Below are 22,384 nucleotides of genomic sequence, written 5' to 3' on the forward strand. Positions count from 1 at the left end.
TATAAAAAGAGACGATCCGCTATAACCGTTAACGGTTATAGCGGATCGTCTCTTTGCGTCTGGAGAGGATGTAGAACTGCCCCGCTGTCCAGCATCCTCCCAAGCAACCCAGCCAATAACCAGCTTATCCCTTAGAGTATATACCGGCAAACCTGACAGCATAGATTCAGGTTCGTATGCGGATGGAAAAAGATTGTGCATGTGCGAGTGGGGCGGTTATTGCGTCTCCGCCAGATCTGCTGAATATGCCGCCGCGACCCCGCGGGCCACCTCGCCTAATCTGCGGCGGACATGCTCCGGTCCCAGCACCTCCAGGACGGTCCCGAAGCCTAGCAGGAAGCCATAGAGCCAGTCATTCTCAGGGTACTGGAGCGTGATGGTATATCCGCCGGTATCATCCCGCTCTAGCGTCTCACAGTCGAAGTATTCCTCGGCGAGATGCTTGCCTTCCGGCGTGAAACGCAGCGTGACTGGTGTGAGATTCTGCGGTTCTTTCCAGCTACTACTCCACGGCAGCTCTGTAAGCGGAATATCCTGGCGGATATAGTGCCTGTTCTCCTTCACCAGCGCTTTCATCCGCAGCAGCTTGAAGAGGCGGAAATCTTGACGGTCCTGACAGAACCCGTATAAGTACCAGAACTGTCCCTTGAGGACCAGCGTATACGGCTCGACTGTACGCAGACTTACCCTGCCTTCGGCAGTTATGTATTCAAAAGTGACCATGACCTCCTCCTCCAAGGCTTCTTTAAGGAGGCCCAGCCGCTCCTTTAGCGGACCCGTCAGCTCCCAGGGGGAGAAATCGACGATCATCCGGGTGGTTTTGCTGCGGAAGGCAGCAACCTGTGAGGGAGGGACGACACTGCTGATCTTCTCCATCAATAGCTGATGGCCCGCTCCTCCGATGGAAGAGGTACTTTGCAGCGCATTGAAGATATCGGCCAGCTCGCGCTCCGACAGCACGTTGCGGTCCAGCCGGTAGCCCTGCATGAGGCCGATGCCGCCCCCTGCTCCCTGATAGGTAACCACAGGGATGCCTGCGCTGTTAATGCTGTCTATATCGCGGTAAATCGTTCGCACGGAGACCTCGAACATATCGGCCAGCTCCTTGGCCTGAATCAGCGGCCGGTTCAGCAGCAGAATAACAATGGAGAGCAGACGGTCTATTTTCACAGGAAAACCTTCTTTCAGGTGTTAGGTGAGGCTTTAGTCAGCGAGTCTTGGAGGTTTCTTTAACCTTCACTTGGACCTTGGGTTCAAGCGTTGCCACTGGCTTGCGCCGCCGCAGCCGGAGAGAAATGGCAGCCCGGTAACGGTAGAGGACAATCAGCGCAGCGATGGCCAGCACGCCTACCGCGATCCAGAGGGCGTAGGATTCGATCAGGTGGAAGATGCCCATCCACTGCGGGCCGAAGATTTTGCCGATTCCGAGGAATAACACCACCCAGAATATTGCGCCCCCATAGGCATACATAGCGAATTTACGGAAGGGCAGGGCGATTATGCCGGCGAAATAGCCGGTGAAGTGGCGGACGCCGGGAATGAAATAACCGATGGAGATCAGCACACTGCCGTATTTCTCGAACCAGCGTTGCGTCTTTTCCAGCTTGGCCGGAGAGAACATGAACCATTTGCCGTACCGTTGAATAAAGGGCAGACCGGCCCTCAGTCCGATGAAATAAGTAATGGTCATCCCGATTGTAGTCCCCAAGAAGGCTACGATCACCAGTGTGAAGAAATCCAGCCTCCCCGTGAAAGAGAGAAATCCTGCGAAGGCCATCGTGGTCTCCCCGGGAAAGGGGAGGGCGATAAATTCGAGCAAAAGCCCGAAGAACAACACGCTATATCCATAGCTCGCAAACAATTCCTGTATCCATTTCAGCATATCCATAGATTCTTCACTCTCCAAAGGCTGCGCGCCTATTCTATTCTGAAGCTTGTCTTCATACAATCTACCAAATGGTGCGGGTGCGCCAATAGAATGCTGGAGGTAGAGAAGATGAAGGACAACCTGGAAAATCCTATCCGCCGCATCATGATCTGCGGGTTGCTTGTTATTGCTGTTGTACTGAGTCTGGGTGTGTCAGCTTATGGAGGGCAGGGGAATTCTTCCGGTTCGCGGAGTAAGTACTCCCTACAGGCTGAAGCAGGCAGTACGTTAACTCTACTCTCTAAGAATAATCCTCCAGCTGTCCCGGTGCAAGATTTGCCCCCGGCAGTGGTCAGAATGACAACCGCAGAATCACGGCAGCCGCATATTTCCGGGGGCGGTTCAGCCCCTAAGGCAGGGGCAGAGCATCCTGCTCCCGCGATACATCAAGTATCCGCTGCTGCGGGAAAAGCTGCTCCAGCAGCGGGACAGCGCAAGGAGAAGGTGGTCTATCTGACTTTTGACGACGGGCCAAGCGCAGTTACTCCCAAGGTCCTTACCATATTGCAGGAGCAGGGGATTAAGGCGACCTTCTTCGTGCTGGGGGATCAGGCCGCAAGCCGTCCCGAGCTGATCAACGCCATCTGGGAGCAGGGGCATGCTATCGGCAACCATACCTATAATCATAACTATCATGATTTATATAGCGGATTCACGGAATTTTGGCGCCAAATCAAAATGGCGGAGGAAACGGTACGTGAGATCACAGGCGTCCGTCCGCAGTTGGTCCGTGCGCCTGGCGGTACGTTCGGCCATTTCGACAGCACGTACTTCAATCTGCTGAAGCAGGCAGGCTACGGGGTGATGGACTGGACCGTGGATAGCGGGGATTCCCGCCGCCGGGGAGTGCTCGCTGCGGAGATTGTGCAGGCTTCTGTTGCGGACCTGACCTCCTCCAGTGTGGTATTGCTGCTGCATGACGGATCAGGCCATGAACAGAGTGCCAAGGCGCTGCCTGCCATTATTGAACGCTACAGAGCGGCCGGTTATGAGTTCGGCGTTCTGGATGCGCAGAGTGATCCGGTACAGTTCAGGGTGTCCTCCAAGGCAGCCGCACTTCAGCGGGGCAAGCCGTCACAGGATTGGATATCAGCCAATATTGCTCCGAATGCGGAGCTGTTTGCACCAGGCAAGGCGCTTGCGCTTGAGATTGGCCGGATGGAGATCAAGCTGAAGCCCGGAGAGTACCGTCTCCAGGACGGGCAGTACTATGTTCCGCTACGCGCCACCGTGGAACGGCTGGGCGGACGGGTCGGCTGGAATGCGGCTACCCGCAGCGCAGCTGTAAGCTGGAACGGCCGCAGCATGACGTTAGACTCAGAGAAGCAAGAGGTTGGCATTCACTGGCCGGACGGAACGGCAGAGTACAAGGCGGCACAGGTGCAGCTCCAAGGCTCCTCCCTCTGGGTACCCCTGCGTACGCTGCTTGAGGCGGCTGGGCATCCGGGCGCCGAGGCCTTTGTTAATGTAGAGGAGCGCAGGGTTACAGCAGCGTAAGGCAGATATCAGGGTTAGGAGGAAGGCTGGGCGGCAAAGACGGCAAGGAGAGTAGGGAGTAGGGAGCGCTGGCGGGAAAAGCGGCTGCTGAATGTCTGGGCATCCTTTTTCGTGGAAAGAATAGATAGCAACAGGCCTCAGTAAGCGGTATAGCCAGTGGAAGTACAGGCTATCAGGAGGTTAGTCTATGACCATGGAAGGGTGTTCTCCTTGTCCTCATCATCATTGATAGATCCGAAATCACAGGTATATTCACAGCAGAACAGGTATGGGAATGCAGAGATTGCCGGGTTCCCCCGGAAGCGTGTGCGCCGCGCAGCCAAGGAGTGGGGGCGAATGCTGCTCCTGATGGCAGTTACCGGGGGACTGTATTTGTGGCGTGGAGGAGAATCGCTCCTGCTGCTGCTGACAGCTGGCGGAGTGGTCATGTCCGGCGGCCTGCTGATGCAGCTCTGCGGTCCCCGGAGAGTTAATGTCCAGCGCACGATTACTCCTGCGCATCTGTCTGCGGGGGACGATGCAGTTGTGGAAGTGGAGATTTCTTTTGCCGCCAGAATCCCGCTGCCCTGGATGATTGTGACCGATTACTGGAGCGGGGGCAGCCATCAGGAGCTGCTGTTTCCCGGCTTCCGGCGCTCCTTCAAATATTCGTATGAGCTACTGTCTGTTCCCAGGGGTGTACATCAGCTTCATGGGTGCAGTGTAACCTGGGGGGATCTGCCGGGGCTGTTCACCGGCGGCTGCCAGCCGGGCGGCAAGGCGGACTTCAAGGTGCTGCCAAGGGCACTATATATGGGCACAGTTGTGCCGGATACCGGCTTGCTGCCCGGGGACCGTGCATCTGGGCGGGGGAACCACAACAGCCCGCAAGCTGCGGATATCCGTGATTATGCGCCGGGTGATCCGTTCAGCCGGATTCACTGGAAGAGCAGCGCCCGTAAAGGCAACCTGCAGAGCAGAGTGCCGGAACGTGAAGCGGGGCAGATGACCTGCATCGTGCTTGCGAGCAGTCCGGCGGATTACGAGATTCCCGGCGGTGCGCATCCTCCCCGCAGCCAGCGGAGGTCGGTGATCCCGGCCTTTGAACAGGCGGTATCGGCTACGATGGGGCTGCTGCTCTCTGCCGAGCGTACCGGCAGCTACATCCAGCTCTTCAGTGGCGGCTGGCCGGAAGGGATGGCCAGACATGAGGGGCTGGGCCAGATTCCCGGGAGGGTCCGGGATCTGCTCACAGAGATTGCCCCCTCCGGTTCACAGAGTCTCAGCAGACTGCTGGAGGATGCGTCGCGGAGCTGGATTCCCGGGATGACGGTATCGGTCATTACCGGCCGGTTGGAGGAGGAGTCGGCGAGAACGCTGGCCCGCTTTCTGGTGCAGGGAATCAGGGTGGAGCTGTATTATGTCTGGGATCAGCCTGCTCCGAGCCGGACTCCCGGTAATCCTGTGCGGAGTCCCGCCGGAGCAGCGGGTACAATGCCGGAGCTATCCCGCAGCAGCAGGCTGGCACCGGAGGGGTGGGAAACAACCGGGCAGCATGATCCCGCAGCTTACGGGAACAGCAGACCGCCTGCCTCGGATACGATTGCGGGAAGTCTGATGCGGCTTGGAGCGAGGATTCACTGTCTGAGCTATGCTGCTCCTGCACAAGGGTACAAGGGGGCGGAGCCTGATGGATTCCCGGATAACTCCAACTCTCGTTAATGTGAGTACGAATGGCGCCAGTCCGAAGGGCTCAACCTACAGCAGGCAGCGGCGCTACGGAAGCATCTGGTTTTCAGCGGCAGGGATGCAGGAATCAGACCTTGCAGAGAACAGCTCCGCAGGTAAAAGAGAGAACAGCCCCCTGTACTATCGCGGCCTGTTCTCTTTGGCGATTATGGGCGTCTTTGCGCTGTGGCTGCTGCCGCTCTACAGATTGTCTGCGGCAGCGGACCATACACAGCTCCTGCGGCTCCTGATGCTCTCGGCAGCAGCATTACTCGCATGGGGCTGTCTGCTGCTGCCCCGTCTTGTCCAGGCAAGCGGGCAGTTTCTTCTAATCTTCATGACCTGGTATGCCCTTGGTGCTGCTGCGGGAGGTGGGGGCGGGTGGCTGAAGGTCTATGCCATGGAGAAAAGCAGACAGGATGCCTTGCTGCTCCTCTCTGGCCGGATCTCTGCATTAAGCGAGGATAGCAGGCTGCTGATTCTGGTGCTGGGCTGGGGACTGCTGGTATCCTCTGTCCAGCAGCTTGCGCTGTACAGAGGAAGTATTGCGCTGTTCACCAGTCTAACGCTGGTGTATCTGTTGGTGCTGGATATGGGTTATGCCGTTAATACTTCCGGGGATGTCCTGGTCACTGTTGGGCTGATCTTGTGGCTGCGGGCCTTAAGCGGGCTGCTCCACCTGCAAGAGAGGACAGGAAGGCCTGTTCTTCCTTATGCCCGCTGGGGAGCCAGGGCATTCTCAGCGGCTGTAATCGTAACGCTGGCCGCCTGGATAGCCGGGCAAGGGCTGGGAGCGCGCCCGGCTGCCCCGGTTACGCTGCAGCCGGTGCTGGACAAGCTGGAGCACTGGGCAGCGGCGCAAAAGCCGGAGGAGGCAGGCGTGCCCGGCACTGGCAGCAGTAGCAGTACTGGCTACAGCATGGAGGACAGAGAGCTCGGTATGCCTCTGACTCCCAGCCGGGAGGCGGCCTTCACGGTCACTGCTTCCCGTCCCTACTATTGGCGAGGGGAGAGCATGGCTTATTATGACGGCCGCCGCTGGATCAGGAGCGGAGCCGCGTATTCAGCACTGAATCTGCCCCGGCTGTCCGGGGCGGTGCCTGCTCTGGCGGATGCTGTATCAGCCGGGGGGCAGACGTTTATTCAGCGGATTCAACTGGCTTCGCCCTCCCCTGGAGGTGTGCCGCTGTTCAGTGCAGGCGCTATAACGGACGTACAGAACATCCGGCTTGCGGACGGAAGCCAGCTGGGTTACGTGCTGGCCAGTTCGGACAAGCTTAGCTTCCGCCTGCCGGAAGTCTACGGCTCTGCAGGGGTTACGGAGTATACTGTGAAGTCTGTTCTGCCGCCAAGCGATCCGGCGGTGCTGCGGACGCTGAAGGGGAGTGATCCTGAAGGGGTTCGCAGTCAGTATTTGCAGCTCCCCGCTGCTCTGCCGCCCAGAGCGCGTGCACTGGCTGGCCAGCTTACTGCTGCTGCGGCCAGCCGTTACGATGCTGCTGTAGCCGTAGCCGGCTATCTTCAGGACGGCTACTCCTATTCGTTGAAGACCCGCGTGCCGCCATCCGGTGCCGATTTCACCGATGATTTTCTGTTCGGGACCCGCCAGGGGTATTGTGTGCATTTTGCCACTGCGATGACGGTCCTGCTGCGCAGCAGCGGCATTCCGGCGCGGTACGTCCAGGGCTACGGCCCGGGAACCGCCGTGCCCGGCTCTGTGCCGCAGCGCTATAGCGTGACCGGCGGCGATGCCCACGCCTGGGTCGAGGTCTATTTCCCCGGCGCGGGCTGGGTCCCCTTCGACCCCACGCCCTCCGCCGCTGCCGCCGCTGCCCTCGGCGCGGCGGCTACGGACCCGGCGGCTGCCTCTGCGCCGCCGGACACCCGCCGCTCCGCTGCGCTGCACGCGGACGCGCTTACCGCCGCCCTGCCGCAGGCGGGCGGCCCGGACACTGCGCCGCTCGCGCTGGCGGCGCTGGTGCTGGCTGCCGCCATCCGCTGGCGGCGCAGCCTGGCCCTGCTGCCGGCGGTGCGCCGCGTCGGCAGGCTTGGCCGTGAGCGGCAGCTGCGCGCCGCCGCTCTGGCCTGGCACGGGCTGGCGGCGCGGTATGGGCCGCCGCTGCCCGGGGTTACCGCCAGGGAGTACGCAGACTCCCTGGCTATCGAGGACGGGCGGCTGCGCGCCGCCGTCCGGGGGTTTGTACGCCAGTGGGAGACCCTGGCGTATGGCGGCGCCGGAGGCGGCGTGCCTTTAGCGGCCGCGCGCTCCGCTGGAGACGTCGTGCCTTTGCCGGCGTCGGGCTCTGCTGGAGGCGCCGCTCCCTCGACGCCTTCCGCGTCCCCCGCGCCCCCTAACGCTGCCGATACCACAGACGCAGCGGCATTCATGGCCCGGTGCCTGATGATCACCTTCCATCTGACCTGAACAAGAAGCGGCGTTCCTGCATTTGCGGCGGACGTCTTTTCTTCAAATATAAGCATATATGCTTCATGCTATAAATTATCCTTCTATTGCGCGCTGGAGCGGAACCGCCTTATAAAAAAGGATGGCAAAGCCGTTTCCATGATTGGACTGAAAGTGCTTAAAGAGCCGGGAGGAGCAACAGTGCACCTGATTTCACCGGACGCAGGCCGAAGGAATAATTGAGGAGCCAAGAATATATGCGAAAAACCGAACACAATTGGACTTGGTGCGCCACGTAAGCCGAATGTAATCGAAAAACCGAACACAATTGGACGGGGAGCGCCACGTAGACCAACTGTAATCGAAAAACCAAATACAATCGCTGGCGCAAAGGAGAATAGGCCTGATGTATGTGGAAATCCGACTACAATAGAATGAAGTGTATTAATGCTCCACTCTATCTCTATATTCGTCACTGCAGTGAACTTTGGGCCGTTGTTGTCCCCCAATTTCCCCTTCGCTTCTCTTTTTGCTTTTCGTTAATATCTTTAGTGCTTCCTATCGCTTAGGTCCAATCGTGAAAAATCCGAATATTAAGCTGCTTGTTCCAGTCGTGGAGGCACCGTAAATCTCTGCCCAATACATATATCCTGCTGCACCCTGGCAGCCAGCTATTTCCAGCCCTCAGGCACTATGCTGCGATTCTCTCCAGACCTGCCGCCTACAGCCCAAAACCTTGAAGCAAAGGGACCCCATTTCCTTGACGCTGAGAATTAACCATGAGTATAATGAATCCAATAATCAAGGGAGGCAAGTAATGAACAAGCCAAATGAAATGATCGTTGTTCTGGATTTCGGGGGACAGTATAACCAGCTTATCGCGCGCAGAATTCGTGACCTGGGGGTATACAGCGAGCTTCTGCCGTACAATACACCGATGGAGAAGATTAAGGCCTTATCGCCAAAAGGGATTGTATTCTCAGGCGGGCCAAGCAGTGTCTATGCGGAGAATGCACCGCATGTAGACCCGGCAATTTACGAGCTCGGGCTGCCGATCTTCGGAATCTGCTATGGGATGCAATTGATGGCACAGCAGCAGGGAGGCAAGGTGGAACGTTCCGCCAAGCGCGAGTATGGCAAAGCAGATGTGGAGTTCGCACCCAGCTCCGTGCTTGCAGCGGGCCTTGAGAGCAAGCAGACCGTATGGATGAGTCACGGGGACCATGTAGTGGAGCTTCCGGAGGGCTTTAAGCTGGATGCCGGTACAGAGAGCGCGCCGATTGCAGCCATGAGCAATGATGCACGCAAATTCTTCGCCGTTCAGTTCCATCCTGAGGTACGCCACTCCGTGAAGGGGAATGAGATGATCTCGAACTTCCTGTACGAGGTCTGCGGCTGCGAGGGCAAATGGACGATGGAGTCGTTCATTGAGGATGCTGTTAAGGACATCCGTGATAAAGTCGGCGACCGGAAGGTGCTCTGCGCACTCAGCGGCGGCGTGGATTCCTCTGTTGTGGCAATGCTGATTCACCGTGCGATCGGCGACCAGCTCACTTGTATGTTCATTGACCACGGCCTTCTGCGTAAAGGTGAAGCGGAGAGCGTCATGGAGACTTTTGTCGGCAAATTCGATATCCATGTTGTCAAAATCGACGCCCGTGACCGCTTCCTCGGCAAGCTGGCCGGTGTGTCCGATCCCGAACAGAAACGTAAAATCATCGGCAACGAGTTCATCTACTGCTTCGACGAAGAATCGGCCAAGCTGGGTGACTTCGCGTTCCTGGCCCAAGGTACACTGTATACCGATATCGTAGAGAGCGGTACAGCAACGGCGCAGACGATCAAGTCGCACCACAATGTGGGCGGGCTGCCTGAAGATATGAAATTCAGTCTGATCGAGCCGCTGAACACCCTCTTCAAGGATGAAGTCCGTAAGCTGGGCGAAGAGCTGGGCATGCCGCATGCGATCGTGTGGCGTCAGCCTTTCCCGGGTCCGGGTCTGGCGATTCGTGTACTGGGTGAAGTGACCGAAGAGAAGCTGACCATCGTCCGCGATTCCGACTATATCCTGCGTGAAGAGATTGCCAAGGCGGGTCTCGACCGCGAGATCTGGCAGTATTTCACTGCACTTCCTAACATGAAGAGTGTGGGCGTAATGGGTGACGAGCGCACCTATTCCTACACCGTAGGCATTCGTGCGGTAACCTCCATCGACGGTATGACTGCCGACTGGGCGCGTATCCCATGGGATGTGCTGGAGAAAATCTCCGTCCGCATCGTCAACGAAGTGGATAACGTGAACCGCATCGTTTACGATATTACCTCCAAGCCACCTGCGACGATCGAGTGGGAATAAAATAATAAGAGCTGAGCATCCGGTAGCTACCGGACACTCAGCTCTTTTATTTTGTTAATCAACAATTGTATGTTGTATCCGGCTTCAAAATCAGGAAGTGAAGCCAAGCCATTGTGAATATCTCCCGCCAGAGTATGGTATATGGACTCGAAATAGCTTTGCAGAGAGGCTGCCCCGGTGTCCCTGCCAATGATTTGAAAGGAATAGCTGCTGCTTGACTTGATGAGCTGAAGATCTGGGTGGAGGCATTCTTCCAGCACTAAGTTTCCAAATTGAGGATGACCCATGGAGGCATCCTGTGTTAACCGCAGGGAACCGGCTTCTCCGCGAATCAATAGCGTAAATCCAGGCAGAGCGCCCCCGTGTATTGAAACGTTGCTGCTGATGCTGTTGTTTATTAGCCCGATCACTTCCCAGCTACTGGGTGCGCCTTGCCTAATATTCTGGTGAGTCTCGATATTGCGAATCTGCCCGAAGCTGCTTTGAGCAACGGCCGCAAGTGGGGTGAATTCCCCTAATAGCGAGGCCATAAGGTCTAAAGAATGGCCGCCGTTAATGTCCAGCAGCGTTGCCCCGCTTTCCCGATTGAACTGATATTCTGTCCGGTTTGTTGCTGTGTTTCCTTTTCCCTGTGTGGTGACTTGCATATGCGCAGATAGAATTTTTCCTAATCTCCCCTGATTAATTATGCTTTTAGCCTGCTTCAGCACGCTGGACTGTCTGGCCTGTAGACCAATGATATTATGAACCTTGGCATTTTGCGCTAACATCGTGAGTTCTTGAGACTGACGGATATGGTTGGTTAACGGCCATTCTGAATATACATGCTTGTGATGCTCAATCGCTTCTTTAAGTATTTCATAGTGCAATGGAGCCTTGACACTCACGACTACGAGATCAATCTCCGGGTTCTGGATAAGCTCCTGATAATGATCATAGGCATACTTGATATCAAGGACTTCTTTAGCCTGCTTCGCTGAGGCCGGATTTGAAGTGCTGACTGCCATTAAATCATATTGCTCATTGTTCATCAGCACAGGAATATGTGAATTGATCGCCCAGCTTTCAGGATTAACGGACCCGCCCACAATGCCGACTTTAATTTTTTTTGAATGGTTCATGGTATTTCGCTCCTTGTCTTCTGTGGTGAACCTAAGTATAATCTGGCTCAAGTATCATTTGAAATGCATGAATCGCATGGGGATATTACTTTTTTTGATATCTGAAGGAGAAGGCTATGCATATCGAGAACATGAGAGCTTTTATGAAAGTTGCAGAATTGCGAAGTATGACTGCTGCGGCGAACGAACTCAATCATCTGCAATCGAATATTACGAATAAGATCAAGAATATCGAGAAGCACTTTGAGGCTAAGCTGTTCTACCGGCATTCTTATGGGGTAGAGCTAACCCCGGATGGGGAAAGGCTATATGCACAATTCAAAAAAATAATCCTGCTATGGGAAGAAACAGAAGAGCTCCTCGCCCATAAGGAAGAGCATATTTTGATTGGCATTATGCAGTCTTCCTTTCCGCTGCACCTCAATAATATTGCTAAAGAATTTCATCAGGCATTCCCGAACAAAAGGTTGTCTTTAATGAGCGGAAGCACAGATGAATTAATATCCAAGATCCTCAAGGGAGAATTGAATATTGCTTACATTACCGAGCTTGAGAATACAATTTATAACCAGAGTAAATCCATGCTGGCGGAAATGCTGACAAGAGACCGATTGGTGTTTACGGGGAATACGAAGGGTAAGTCTCTCTACAGATTATTAAGTGAAGAGCCTATTTATGTGTTCAGTAAACAGTGCTCCTCTTATCAAGCACTTATGTCATTGATGGCTGATTTCGATGTGCATAACGCATCCATTTCAGAGGTAAATATTGTCGAAACACTGTTGGAGATTTGCAGCAACGGATTCGGTATAGGAATCATTCCTGAAAGTCTGGCGCTCAAATACCATTATCTGAACTATCAAGCTTTGCCGGATGGATATTCTGCACTCCGCAGAACCCTGATTTATCATCCGGAACATACACTATCCAGTGCAGAGAAGTGGTTTATTGAGAAAAGCAAGTCGCTCCTCCAGCAGTAGCTTTCGCTGCCCCTGTATCATAGAAAAAGGGCATAGTTCTACACCATGTCGTGTATCCTATGCCCTGGATCTTAGCTTATTGTAGGGTCAAGCTCTTCAATTCATACACCTTCTCCAGCGTATCCAGACACTCTGTCTTCTTGTCATCACTATCCGCATGAAGATATCCCTCCACCATCCGGTATCCGAACACGAGCAGAATGAATTCGTAGACACAGTGGTTGGCAAGCGGGGCAATCTCTCCCGCATATTCCGCGAAGCCCCCGTAATAAGCAGGGACACACCGCTGATAGTATTCAATCATGTGATCAAGATCCACCTCATCTGCAATCAGGCTGGCGATGTCCTCGCCGAGGTAGCCCCAGCCGCTGGTGTCCCAGTCGATCAGCGCGATGGTCCCGCCAGAATAGATGATGTTGGTTACCCAGAAGTCCCGGTGGCATAACACCAGAGGCAGGCTTTCAATCCGGGCAAAAATACCATCCGAATGCTCATCGATGTCGATGAGCATTTGCCGAATATGCTGCGGGAATTCGCATTCCTCAGAACGGATATAGTCGTAGACAACCGGCCAAGACCGGTAGTGCAGATAAGTATTCTTCATGAGGTCTGCATGGCTCAGGTTGGTCAGACTTTGCGGAACCTCAGGCTGCTCCGCGTACAACTTCCCTTGATACCGTCCCAACTCCAATGCCGCCTGTTCATACATGTCACCGGTCAGCTCCAGGCCGGAGATGCCATCAATAAATTCCAGCCACAATCTCATTTCATCCCCGGCGTCATTCATCTCAGCGTGATAACACACCGGCCAGCGGAAGGATTCAGTGAAGGTTGCCCCCAGTGGGGAAGCGTAGAGGTCATATTCCCGCCGCCAGGAATCCGGATCATCGTAACGTTCCCATTTCTTCTGAATTTTCAGCACAATACGGTACGGTAGTTGCTCTCCGTCAGCCGTTTCGGCCGTTCCGGTAACCAGCTGCACATCCCCCAGGGTCCCGCCATGTAGCTGTAACGTCTGGTAATCGGCAGATTTAATAGTTGTTGTAAAAAGCACACTTAGTGCATTATATAACGCTTCAGTTGGAATCTTCATTTTTTCCAGCCCCCGGTTTTCTTGGTTTGTTTTCTTTGCATCGCGATCGATTGATTGCGGGCATTTTTGTGAACAAGATAGCTTGTTCTATCTTGAACGAACTTGTTCTCATGCTGCTGGGCCTTATAATGCTCCCAGCGTTCACGCGGCAAGGAACCATCAGCAATCGCAGCGAGCACCGCACAGCCCGGCTCGGACTCATGGCGGCAGTCATGGAACCGGCACTCTGCGAACCATTCCTCGACATCGTTGAAGCCTGCAGAGATGCCTTCGTCAGCGTCGAATAATCCAAGCTCACGCATCCCGGGGGTATCGATTACCATTGCTCCCGAGGGGAGCATGAACAACTGACGGTGGGTCGTCGTATGCCGTCCCCGGCTGTCTTCCTCCCGGATGGCACTGACCTTCATAACATCCCGTTCCATCAGGGCGTTAAGCAGCGATGATTTGCCGACTCCGGACATGCCAAGGAAGACGACAGTTGAACCTGGCTTAAGGTAGACATCAAGCTCATTCAGCCCGAGACCGTTATGACTGCACACTGCGTGCACTGGAACATCCGGCATGCTCTGACGGACTTCTGCCAGCGGGAGGCTGTAGTCTTCTGTGAGATCAGCCTTGGTCAGAATGACGACCGGCTGGCCGCCGCTCTGCCTGGCCTGGGTCAGATAACGCATCATGCGGGTGACATTGAAATCCCAGTTCAGGGAGGACAGAATAAATACATAGTCAAAGTTGGTGGCCACGACCTGCTCCAGAATGGTTTTGGTATAGCCGGCGGCATGACCTGAATAATTGGCACGCGAGAACTTGGAGCGGCGGGGGAGCAGCGTAACAATGAGCGAATCCCCGCCCGCGTTCGGGCGCAGTAAGACAAAATCACCGACGCACGGGAAGTCCTCCCTGGATTCCGCACTATGATAGAAGGTGCCTTTGAGTATAGCGGTCAACTCGCCCCGCTCTGTGATTACCGTGAAGCGCTCCCGCCGGAGCTCTGTAATTCTGCCAGGCAATAATCCGGACGGGATTTCCTCTATTTCTGTATATCCATAGGTTTTTAGATCAATCATGGTTTTGGGTTAGCTCCTTATAATGTTGTTTTGTGGACGCAAAAATGCCGCGGAACAGCAGCCTCAATAAGAAGCTGCTGTTCTACGGCATCAAGATGCAAAAAAGATACGACCTTCATCGTATCTCGCAAACAGCAATATTCACGAAAGGTTACTTGGGATGGCATACCAAATAATCCAGGCGTTTGCCCGATTTTTAAGATGTATGCCTGCTATGCAGTTTTAAACGGAAACCACCATATAAGTAGTAGCCAATCGAAACATCCCCTTTCGGATAAGGAACTTGTTAGAAATTTAATGCTTATCGCTAAGCACGTTCAGATTAACATACATTTGGTATGCAAATCCATGTAGAGTTTGATTATAATCACTGTTTACCATATAGAGCTTGACTTAAGTGCAGTTCCGTCCGCATTTATGCTGCAAGGCTTGGCTGATTCTCCCTGAACCAAGCGGGATTTGTCATAAAAATGTTCAATTTACGAACATTTGTGTAAACATGACGGGCAATGTTCGTATTTACCATTGACAAGAGCTGTCATCTCCCCCTAAAATGATAAAGCGCTACAGCAAATATATTCGTATAATTCCGGGGATCGGCCTGGAAGTCTCTACGAGGTCACCGTAATGACCTGGCTACGATTAAGAAGAGCAGCTCGTTTTGGGATTACCGGCGATCGTCCGGAATTCCGGACAGCCATCTCTTTTTCGGGCCGGTGTCTTCCCAGATGCCGGCTTTTGTGTTGCTGTATTGGCACAACCAACATACAACCTTAGGGGGAGAACCATTTGAACCGCTTTTTCAAACTGAAAGAGAACGGCACCACAGTACGCACAGAGATCATGGCCGGTATAACCACGTTTATGGCAATGGCTTATATTCTGTCGGTTAATCCAAGCACCCTGACTGCCTTCGGCCGCATTGATATGGGCTGGTATTCTGTCTTCCTTGCGACGGCGCTGGCAGCCGGTATTTTCACAATTGCCATGGGGGTATTCATTAACTTCCCGGTCGCTCTGGCACCTGGTATGGGCCTTAACGCATATTTCGCTTCCGTAGTCTTATCCTCTGCCACCACTGAACATGAGTTCACCTGGCAAATGGGTCTTACCGCTGTATTTATCTCCGGGATTATCTTCATCATCCTGACCATTACTAGGGTCCGGCAAATTCTGCTCACTGCCATTCCTGACAGCCTGAAGCATGCGATTACCGTCGGTATCGGGATGTTCATCACCATTATCGGCCTGAAGAACAGCGGACTGATGACTATCGGCGTTGAAGCCGGTAACGATATCGCCGCTAACAAATTTACAGATGTTCTTTCTTTTGAAACTGTAATTCATATGGGCAGCCTGGAGAACACCAATGTTCAGCTCGTGATTATCGGCCTGCTGCTGATCTCCATCTTAATGGTACTGCGCGTTCGTGGCGCTATCCTGTTCGGAATTCTCGGTACTACCTTGGCTGCAATCCTCATGGGTGCTGTAGATTTCAGTTCACTGAGTAATCCGCAGACGCCATGGGTTCCTGACTTCACACAGCTTAACTTCTGGGAATTTGACTGGGAAGGCATTATGCACACCGGTATCGTATCGGCGATTGCCACCTTTACCTTCGTAGAATTGTTTGATACCTTCGGTACGCTGGTGGGTACTGCTGAACGTGCCGGAATCATGAAGAACCCTGAAGAGGGCAAGAAGCGTGTCGGCAATGCCATGTTCGTAGATGCAGTAGCTGTTGCGGGCGGCGCGATGCTGGGAACTTCCACCACTACCGCTTATGTCGAGAGTGCAGCAGGTGTAGCTGAAGGCGGACGTACGGGTCTGACTGCAGTAACTACAGGGATATGCTTCCTGCTTGCCTTGTTCCTGGCTCCGGTAGTCGCTCTGATTCCTGGTCCGGCCACAGCGGCAGCGCTGATTATTGTCGGTGTACTTATGGCTCAATCGATCCGTGAGATTGACTTCCAGGACATGGTGCTGGCGATTCCGGCCTTCCTGACCTTCGTGATCATGCCGTTTACGTATAACATTGCTAACGGGATCTCATTCGGGATTGTTACTTATGTTATTCTGGCTTGTGTAGCGAATATTGCCGGCAAGAAGAAATATGATATCCACTGGATGATGTGGGTGCTGGCGGTGCTGATTGTGCTCCGTTATGTTCTGATCGGCAGCCAAGGCTAATAAGCTCCACGGATTCTGACTTACATTCTACGGTCTCTTCATTATATGAAGGGGCCGTTTTCTTTTTGCTCTTGTAAGGGGGAAGCCGCCGGGGAGAAGCTGGGCTTTACCCTTTTCATCAACCAATATTTAGATTATATTGTTGAAGAGGTGATAAATGGTGTCCGGTGTATTCAATCGAGTGTACAAGTCCTTCCGTAGCCAGCCCTGGCCGGTGCTGCTGTTCCTGCTTGGGGCAATAGTCCGTATTCTATACATAACTTCTATTCCACCGGGACTGAATCAGGATGAAGCCTCTATCGGCTATGATGCCTACGCCATTCTGCACTATGGGATGGACCGGAATGGTGTTCATCTGCCGATTCATCTAATCGCCTGGGGGAGCGGGCAGAATGCGCTCTATGCCTACTTGTCCATGCCGTTCATTCTGTTGTTCGGACTGACGCCGTTGTCTGTAAGGGCGCTAAGCCTGATCATGGGACTACTGGGCATGCTGTTTTTCTATCTCATTATGAAAAGACTGTCGGCCTCGCCTGGAGCCGGGACCGCTGCCATGTTCTTTATCGCCATTAATCCTTGGCATATTATGATGTCCAGGTGGGCGCTGGAATCGAATCTGTTTCCAACGTTGATATTGATAGCCGTATACTTTCTGCTGCGCTCCTTTACGAATCCAAGGTGGCTGTACGCCTTTACCGGCATGCTGGCCCTCTCGCTGTATGCTTATGGAACAGCGTACTTTTTCGTCCCGCTATTTGCGCTCGCTACGGCAATTCTTCTATTATATAGCAAGGTCCTGCGACCCCGTACCCTGGCCTGGAATTTTGTATGGTTTGCGGCACTTGCGCTGCCTATATTACTATTTATTATCATTAACCGTTACGCCATGCAGGATATAACTACTCCGCTGTTCACGATTCCGAAGCTGACGACGCCGCGCGTGGAGGAGATTTCATCCCTATTTGGCGGCAGGCTGTGGCAGGCGGCTGCGGATAACCTTAGTGCCTTCAGTAAGCTGATGTGGAGCGGGAGCGACGGCTTGGCCTGGAACTCCATCTCTCCTTACGGGTATGCGTACCCGCTGGCGCTGCCTTTTGCGCTGCTCGGCCTGATCGTTCTCCTGCATTCCTGGTGGACAAGCCGGCGGGAGAGGGAGAGTGCTGGTAGGGGAGCCGTGTTGCTCTGGTTCCTGATAGCGGTGCTTATGGCGCTGATTACAACTGTGAATATTAACCGGATTAATATTATCTTTTATCCGTTCATTATGCTGGTAAGCACCGGATTCGTCTGGCTGGCAGGCAGAATCAAAGGCGTAGCCATCCTGGCCGCGGCCGGATTCGCCGTGATGTTTATTTTATTCTCCAATACGTATTTCCGCGATTTTCCTGAGCGAATCGGTCCGGCCTTCTATGAATCCTTAGGGGAGGCTGTCCAGTATGCTTCGGAACATAGCACCGGTGAAGTCTATCTTACGAACCAGGTGAATATGCCTTATATTTATGTGTTGTTCTATGAGCAGATCAATCCGCATGATTTCCTGAAGTCTGTTCAGTATGCCAATCCGGGAGAAGCCTTTCAGCGGGTTTCTTCCTTTGGAAGATACAGGTTTGATGATTTGAACAGGGTGCCTGCGAATGCCGCATATATCTATGCGAATACTGCTGCGCCACCTGCGGCAAGCGCCGGATCTAGAGTGAAGCGTTTTGCCAACTACAGCGTACTGCTCACCAGTGAACAGACAGCCGGGACTCTGGACACACCCAAGACTGCTGCATTTGAATTTGTAAATGGCGGATTTGAAGAAGGGACAGCGGGCTGGTCCTTCTCTGCGGGAACGGGAGTGGCCGGCAACAACCCCTTCGCCGGGAGTAAGCTGGCCTATCTTGATCCCGGAGCGGAGACGATCGTTTCGCAGAATTTTACCGCAACAGCCGGTGAGTACAGACTGACCATCATGGCTAGTAGCGGCGGCAGCGGCGGGAAGATTGGCATTCGGGCAGCTGGTAAGGTGCTTGCAGAGACAGAGCTGCCTGCGGCGGAAGCCTATCAACAGATCACACTTCCTGCGTTCACTCTGGAGCAGGGGATACAGGCAGAAGTATACATAACCGGCGGTAATGGCTGGATTAACATTGACGAGGTGAGGGTAGAACGATGACCAAGAATGTACGTGCAGCGGCAACCGTTATACTGATGCTCTTATTATTTATTCTTCCAGTAACTAGCACTTATGCCGAAGGGAATGTATTGCAGAACCCGGGCTTTGAAGAAGGCGAAGACGGGGCGCCTACAGGCTGGAGCAAGGATATGTGGATTGCCGGAGATGCGGCGGGCTCCATATCCGTTCAGTCCGAAGAGGTTCATTCCGGCAGCAAAGCGGCGGTGATTGAGAATCTGGAGCCCAATCACCTGAAGTGGGTGCAGACCGTTACCGTTGTGCCGGACAGCTACTACAGAATCTCTGGATATGTCAAAATAGCCAGCATCGCAGGCGGGGGAATCGGGGCCAATATCTTCCCGGTAGGCATTGGCGGCGGTTATCCCGCTACCAGCGATACCGGCGGTGAATGGCAGCGTCTGGAGTTCATCGGCCAGACCGGCAAGGAGCAGACCGAGATCGGAATCGGCGCTGCGCTGGGCGGCTATGCGAATCTCATCCAGGGTAAGGCCTATTTCGATGATCTGTCCGTAGAGAAGCTGGATACGGTACCAGAGGGATCGAACATAATCTCACTGGACAGCGGAGCCCAGGCTCCCCCGGCAGATGCGGACGGCGGAAGCAAGCCGGAGGAAGTGCCGCATAAGGTGTCTCCGGCCAAGCTGCTGCTGCTTTCTGGAGTATTCTGCCTGTTCTTTGCTTTTCTGTACACAAGAGCCTTCCGCAGTGAGCGTCTGCTGAGACAGGAGGACGTAATCTACACGCGCTGGCTGTACGTTTTGTTTGGAGCGGCATTCATCCTGCGGATCTGGATCGGGCTTACGGCACAGGGCTACAAAAATGATATGAATACCTTCATGGCCTGGGGCCAGCGCCTGACCGACCTTGGACCGGGCAAATTCTATGAGGAAGGTTATTTCGCCGATTACCCGCCGGGGTACTTATATGTGCTATACCTGCTTAGCCTGCTGCGCGGATTATTTAACTTCGCGGGCGGCTCAGGTGCCGAGACGGTTCTCTTCAAGCTGCCTGCGATTCTCTCGGATCTGGTGCTTGGCTGGATTATCTATAAGAGCGCGCGAATCAGGCTCGGCTCCGGGCTGGCTATGGGGCTGATGATGCTGTTCCTGTTCAATCCGGCTGTGCTGATGGATTCGGCAGCCTGGGGGCAGGCGGATTCCTTTTTCCTCATCTTTCTGCTGCTCAGTATGATCGGGGTTGTCGATAAGCGTTTTGTACGTGCAGCGATCTTTTTTGCCGTCGCTACATTGATCAAGCCGCAGGCGCTGATTTTCACACCTGTGCTGCTGTTCGCCTTCTACCATCACCGGGCCTGGAAGCAGCTTGCGCTGGGTGCCCTGTACGGACTGGGGATCTTTCTTGTCCTCGCGGCTCCGTTCTTCTGGAACAACGGCGGTTTTGCAGGCTTGATTAACCTCTACAAAAGCACACTGTCTTCCTATCCGTATTCCACAGTGAATGCATTCAATCTGTATGCCTTGACCGATCCGATGTGGTCGGCGCTGGATGTGACCTGGCTCGGCATACCGTATCGTATATGGGGCTTTATTTTCATCCTGGTGGCAGTTGCACTTGCTGCGTCTTATTCCTTCAATACCAAGGACCGCAAGGATCTCTCCAAGTCCTACTTCATCGCAATGGTGCTGATCACGATTGTCTTCGTATTCGGTACCAAAATGCATGAGCGTTACTTATATCCGGTACTGATCCTGTCCTTATTCGCCTTCATGGAGAGCCGGGACCGGCGGTTCCTGACCCTGTTTCTCGGGTTCTCCCTGACCCAGTACATCAATGTTGGTTATACACTTGCGTTCCTGAATACCGGCGGAAATCCGCCTGCTGACGGAATTGTTCTGGTTACAGCTATTACCACTATCATTCTTGCGATATATTTGCTCTATATTGGATACGATGTATATATCCGCAGAACTGCGAAGCTTTTGCCTGAGCCGGTTACTCCCAAGGAGGCCTATGCAGCAGATATGCTGCTTGTAGAAGGCATCAAGCCGCTTGCCCCTGCTGAGCGGCGTTCTCCGCTGAAGCTGAAGCGCAAAGACTGGATGTGGATGCTCGGTATCACCGTGCTATACGGGGCGCTTGCCCTCTATCATCTGGGAGATAACAAGGCGCCTGAGACTCTGTGGGAGCCAGCGGCCAGCGGCGAGAGCTTCTATGTGGATCTGGGGCAGGCCCATCAACTGGAGCGGGTCAATGTGTTCGGCGGTGTTGGAACAGGGAAGTTTCAGCTGGGATTCAGCCAGACCCCTGATAATTGGAGCAGCCCGCTTGAGGTAAGCGAGGATGTCGGCAATGTCTTCATCTGGAAAAGCCAGCCGCTTAACGTATCCGCAAGATATGTCAAGCTCTCGGTTACGTCTCCAGGCTTCACCCTCAATGAGATGGCTTTCTATGAGCAGGGGGCTCCTAAGGTTCCTCTGACCATAGCAAGCGTGACACCTGATTCGGGGGCAACAGCTAAAAGAGGAACGCCGGCCAATCTGTTCGACGAGCAGTCCGTCATACCGGAGAACTCTAATTTCATGAACAGTACGTATTTTGATGAGATCTATCATGCCCGTACGGCTTATGAGCATTACCATAATATTGTTCCTTATGAGAACACGCATCCGCCGCTTGGCAAGCTGCTGATCGGGGTAGGCATGGAGCTCTTCGGCGTCAATCCGTTCGGGTGGCGGATCATCGGCACCTTGTTCGGGATTGCGATGCTGCCGCTGATTTATATCATGGCCCTGCGGTTGTTCCGTAAGACTACCTATGCTGCACTGGCAGCAGGATTGTTCGCTCTGGACTTCATGCATTTCACCCAGACGCGGATATCGACCATCGATGTGTACGGTGTATTCTTCATTATGCTGATGTTCTATTTCATGCAGCGGTATTTCACGATGAATTTCTACCGGGTGCCGCTACGGACCACACTGGTTCCGCTGTTCTGGTCAGGACTATTCTTCGGAATCGGGGTTGCCTCGAAATGGATTGTCGTCTACGGCGGGGCAGGCCTTGCCATTATGCTGGCACTGGTGCTGTTTGAACGCTATAGGGAATACAAGGCCGCCGGACGCCTGCTGGCTGAAGGCAAGCTAACCGGACAGGACCTCAAAGCCGCCTGCAGGACGGCAGATCAGTCCTTCTGGAAGAATACCGTGATCACCCTGGCCAGCTGTATAGGATTCTTCATTGTTATTCCGGGGATCGTATATAGTCTGTCCTTCATTCCCTCACTGTCTGCGTCGGCAGAGGGCTTCACCGTTAAGGGGCTGATTGATGCCCAGAAGAATATGTACAACTATCACAGCCAGCTTGTAGCTACACATCCATTCGCCTCCTCCTGGTGGGAGTGGCCGTTCATGAAGCGTCCCGTATGGTTCTTCAGCGGCGGCGAAGGCTTGCCGGCAGGCAAGGCGAGCAGCATAGTAACGATGGGGAATCCGCTGATCTGGTGGACAGGAATCTTCGCGATGCTGGCCGCCGTATGGTTCACCGTGAAGCGCCGGGACAAGAACCTGTACATGATCTGGATCGGCTTCTTCTCACAATATGTTCCATGGATGCTTGTGCCGCGTGAGACGTTCCTGTACCATTACTTTGCAATGGTGCCGTTTATGATTCTATCCATTGTATACATCCTGAAGCTGCTTGACGGCAGGTTCCAGGGTGCCAGATATTTGCGGTACGCCTATGTTGCGGCCGCCGCCATCCTGTTTGTAATGTTCTATCCGGTATTATCCGGCATGCAGGTGAACAGCAGTTATATCATTCATGTCCTTCGCTGGTTCCCTTCCTGGGTATTCTAGGAGGGGAGCCTCAGAAGCCGGATATATGTTCAAAGCTGATATTGA

The 22,384-nt window shown here is 53.8% G+C and carries 13 protein-coding genes and 1 riboswitch; of the genes, 8 read left to right on the forward strand and 5 right to left on the reverse strand.

The genetic code is table 11. From position 1 onward, the window contains the following. Positions 1–216 precede the first annotated feature (216 nt). Positions 217–1,170, reverse strand: a complete 954-nt coding sequence (locus NST43_RS01530; RefSeq protein ID WP_339222088.1) for a YafY family protein — start codon at positions 1,168–1,170, stop codon at positions 217–219. A gap of 37 nt (positions 1,171–1,207) precedes the next feature. Continuing rightward, the gene (locus tag NST43_RS01535) at positions 1,208–1,888 is read right to left on the reverse strand and encodes a DedA family protein (RefSeq protein ID WP_339222090.1); all 681 of its coding nucleotides are present in this window, start codon (positions 1,886–1,888) and stop codon (positions 1,208–1,210) included. A gap of 108 nt (positions 1,889–1,996) precedes the next feature. Here NST43_RS01535 and NST43_RS01540 point away from each other — a divergent pair, with 108 nt between their 5' ends. The 4 genes from NST43_RS01540 (at position 1,997) to guaA (ending at position 9,891) form a co-directional block, all read left to right on the forward strand. Continuing rightward, on the forward strand, positions 1,997–3,424 hold the full coding sequence (locus NST43_RS01540) for a polysaccharide deacetylase (protein WP_339222092.1): 1,428 nt from the start codon (positions 1,997–1,999) through the stop codon (positions 3,422–3,424). A 225-nt stretch (positions 3,425–3,649) separates the two neighbouring features. Further along, positions 3,650–5,125 carry a DUF58 domain-containing protein gene (locus NST43_RS01545; protein ID WP_339222094.1) on the forward strand — a complete coding sequence of 492 codons (1,476 nt, stop codon included), beginning with the start codon at positions 3,650–3,652 and terminating at the stop codon, positions 5,123–5,125. 1 nt (position 5,126) lies between these two features. Continuing rightward, positions 5,127–7,556: a transglutaminase domain-containing protein gene (locus tag NST43_RS01550; protein WP_339222095.1), complete on the forward strand. Its 2,430-nt coding sequence runs from the start codon at positions 5,127–5,129 to the stop codon at positions 7,554–7,556. Positions 7,557–8,352: 796 nt separating this feature from the next. Next, on the forward strand, positions 8,353–9,891 hold the full coding sequence (gene guaA, locus NST43_RS01555; protein ID WP_209993753.1) for a glutamine-hydrolyzing GMP synthase: 1,539 nt from the start codon (positions 8,353–8,355) through the stop codon (positions 9,889–9,891). Between the two features lie 26 nt (positions 9,892–9,917). Here the strand turns inward: guaA and NST43_RS01560 are convergent, their stop codons facing one another. Continuing rightward, entirely contained in the window at positions 9,918–11,012 is a 1,095-nt protein-coding gene (locus tag NST43_RS01560) for a Gfo/Idh/MocA family oxidoreductase (protein WP_339222098.1), read from the reverse strand. 116 nt (positions 11,013–11,128) lie between these two features. Between NST43_RS01560 and NST43_RS01565 the strand changes: the two genes are divergently transcribed. Continuing rightward, positions 11,129–11,992, forward strand: coding sequence for a LysR family transcriptional regulator (locus NST43_RS01565; protein WP_339222100.1), 864 nt, complete (start codon positions 11,129–11,131; stop codon positions 11,990–11,992). Between the two features lie 76 nt (positions 11,993–12,068). On the opposite strand, the gene NST43_RS01570 is transcribed toward NST43_RS01565, so the two are convergent. Next, complete coding sequence (locus NST43_RS01570; RefSeq protein ID WP_339222102.1) at positions 12,069–13,085, reverse strand: aminoglycoside phosphotransferase family protein; 1,017 nt, start codon at positions 13,083–13,085, stop codon at positions 12,069–12,071. Next, complete coding sequence (gene rsgA, locus NST43_RS01575; protein WP_339222104.1) at positions 13,082–14,155, reverse strand: ribosome small subunit-dependent GTPase A; 1,074 nt, start codon at positions 14,153–14,155, stop codon at positions 13,082–13,084. The genes NST43_RS01570 and rsgA overlap by 4 nt, the downstream gene beginning before the upstream one ends. A gap of 559 nt (positions 14,156–14,714) precedes the next feature. Beyond that, positions 14,715–14,814, forward strand: a riboswitch (purine riboswitch). A gap of 130 nt (positions 14,815–14,944) precedes the next feature. Between rsgA and NST43_RS01580 the strand changes: the two genes are divergently transcribed. The 3 genes from NST43_RS01580 (at position 14,945) to NST43_RS01590 (ending at position 22,339) form a co-directional block, all read left to right on the forward strand. Continuing rightward, positions 14,945–16,345, forward strand: coding sequence for an NCS2 family permease (locus tag NST43_RS01580; protein ID WP_339222106.1), 1,401 nt, complete (start codon positions 14,945–14,947; stop codon positions 16,343–16,345). Positions 16,346–16,502: 157 nt separating this feature from the next. Beyond that, positions 16,503–18,503: a hypothetical protein gene (locus NST43_RS01585; RefSeq protein ID WP_339222108.1), complete on the forward strand. Its 2,001-nt coding sequence runs from the start codon at positions 16,503–16,505 to the stop codon at positions 18,501–18,503. After that, the gene (locus NST43_RS01590; RefSeq protein ID WP_339222110.1) at positions 18,500–22,339 is read left to right on the forward strand and encodes a glycosyltransferase family 39 protein; all 3,840 of its coding nucleotides are present in this window, start codon (positions 18,500–18,502) and stop codon (positions 22,337–22,339) included. Before NST43_RS01585 ends, NST43_RS01590 begins: the two co-directional genes overlap by 4 nt. The last annotated feature ends 45 nt before the right edge of the window (positions 22,340–22,384 follow it).

The organism is Paenibacillus sp. FSL H8-0332 (assembly GCF_037963835.1).
Lineage (GTDB): Bacteria > Bacillota > Bacilli > Paenibacillales > Paenibacillaceae > Paenibacillus_AQ > Paenibacillus_AQ rhizoplanae.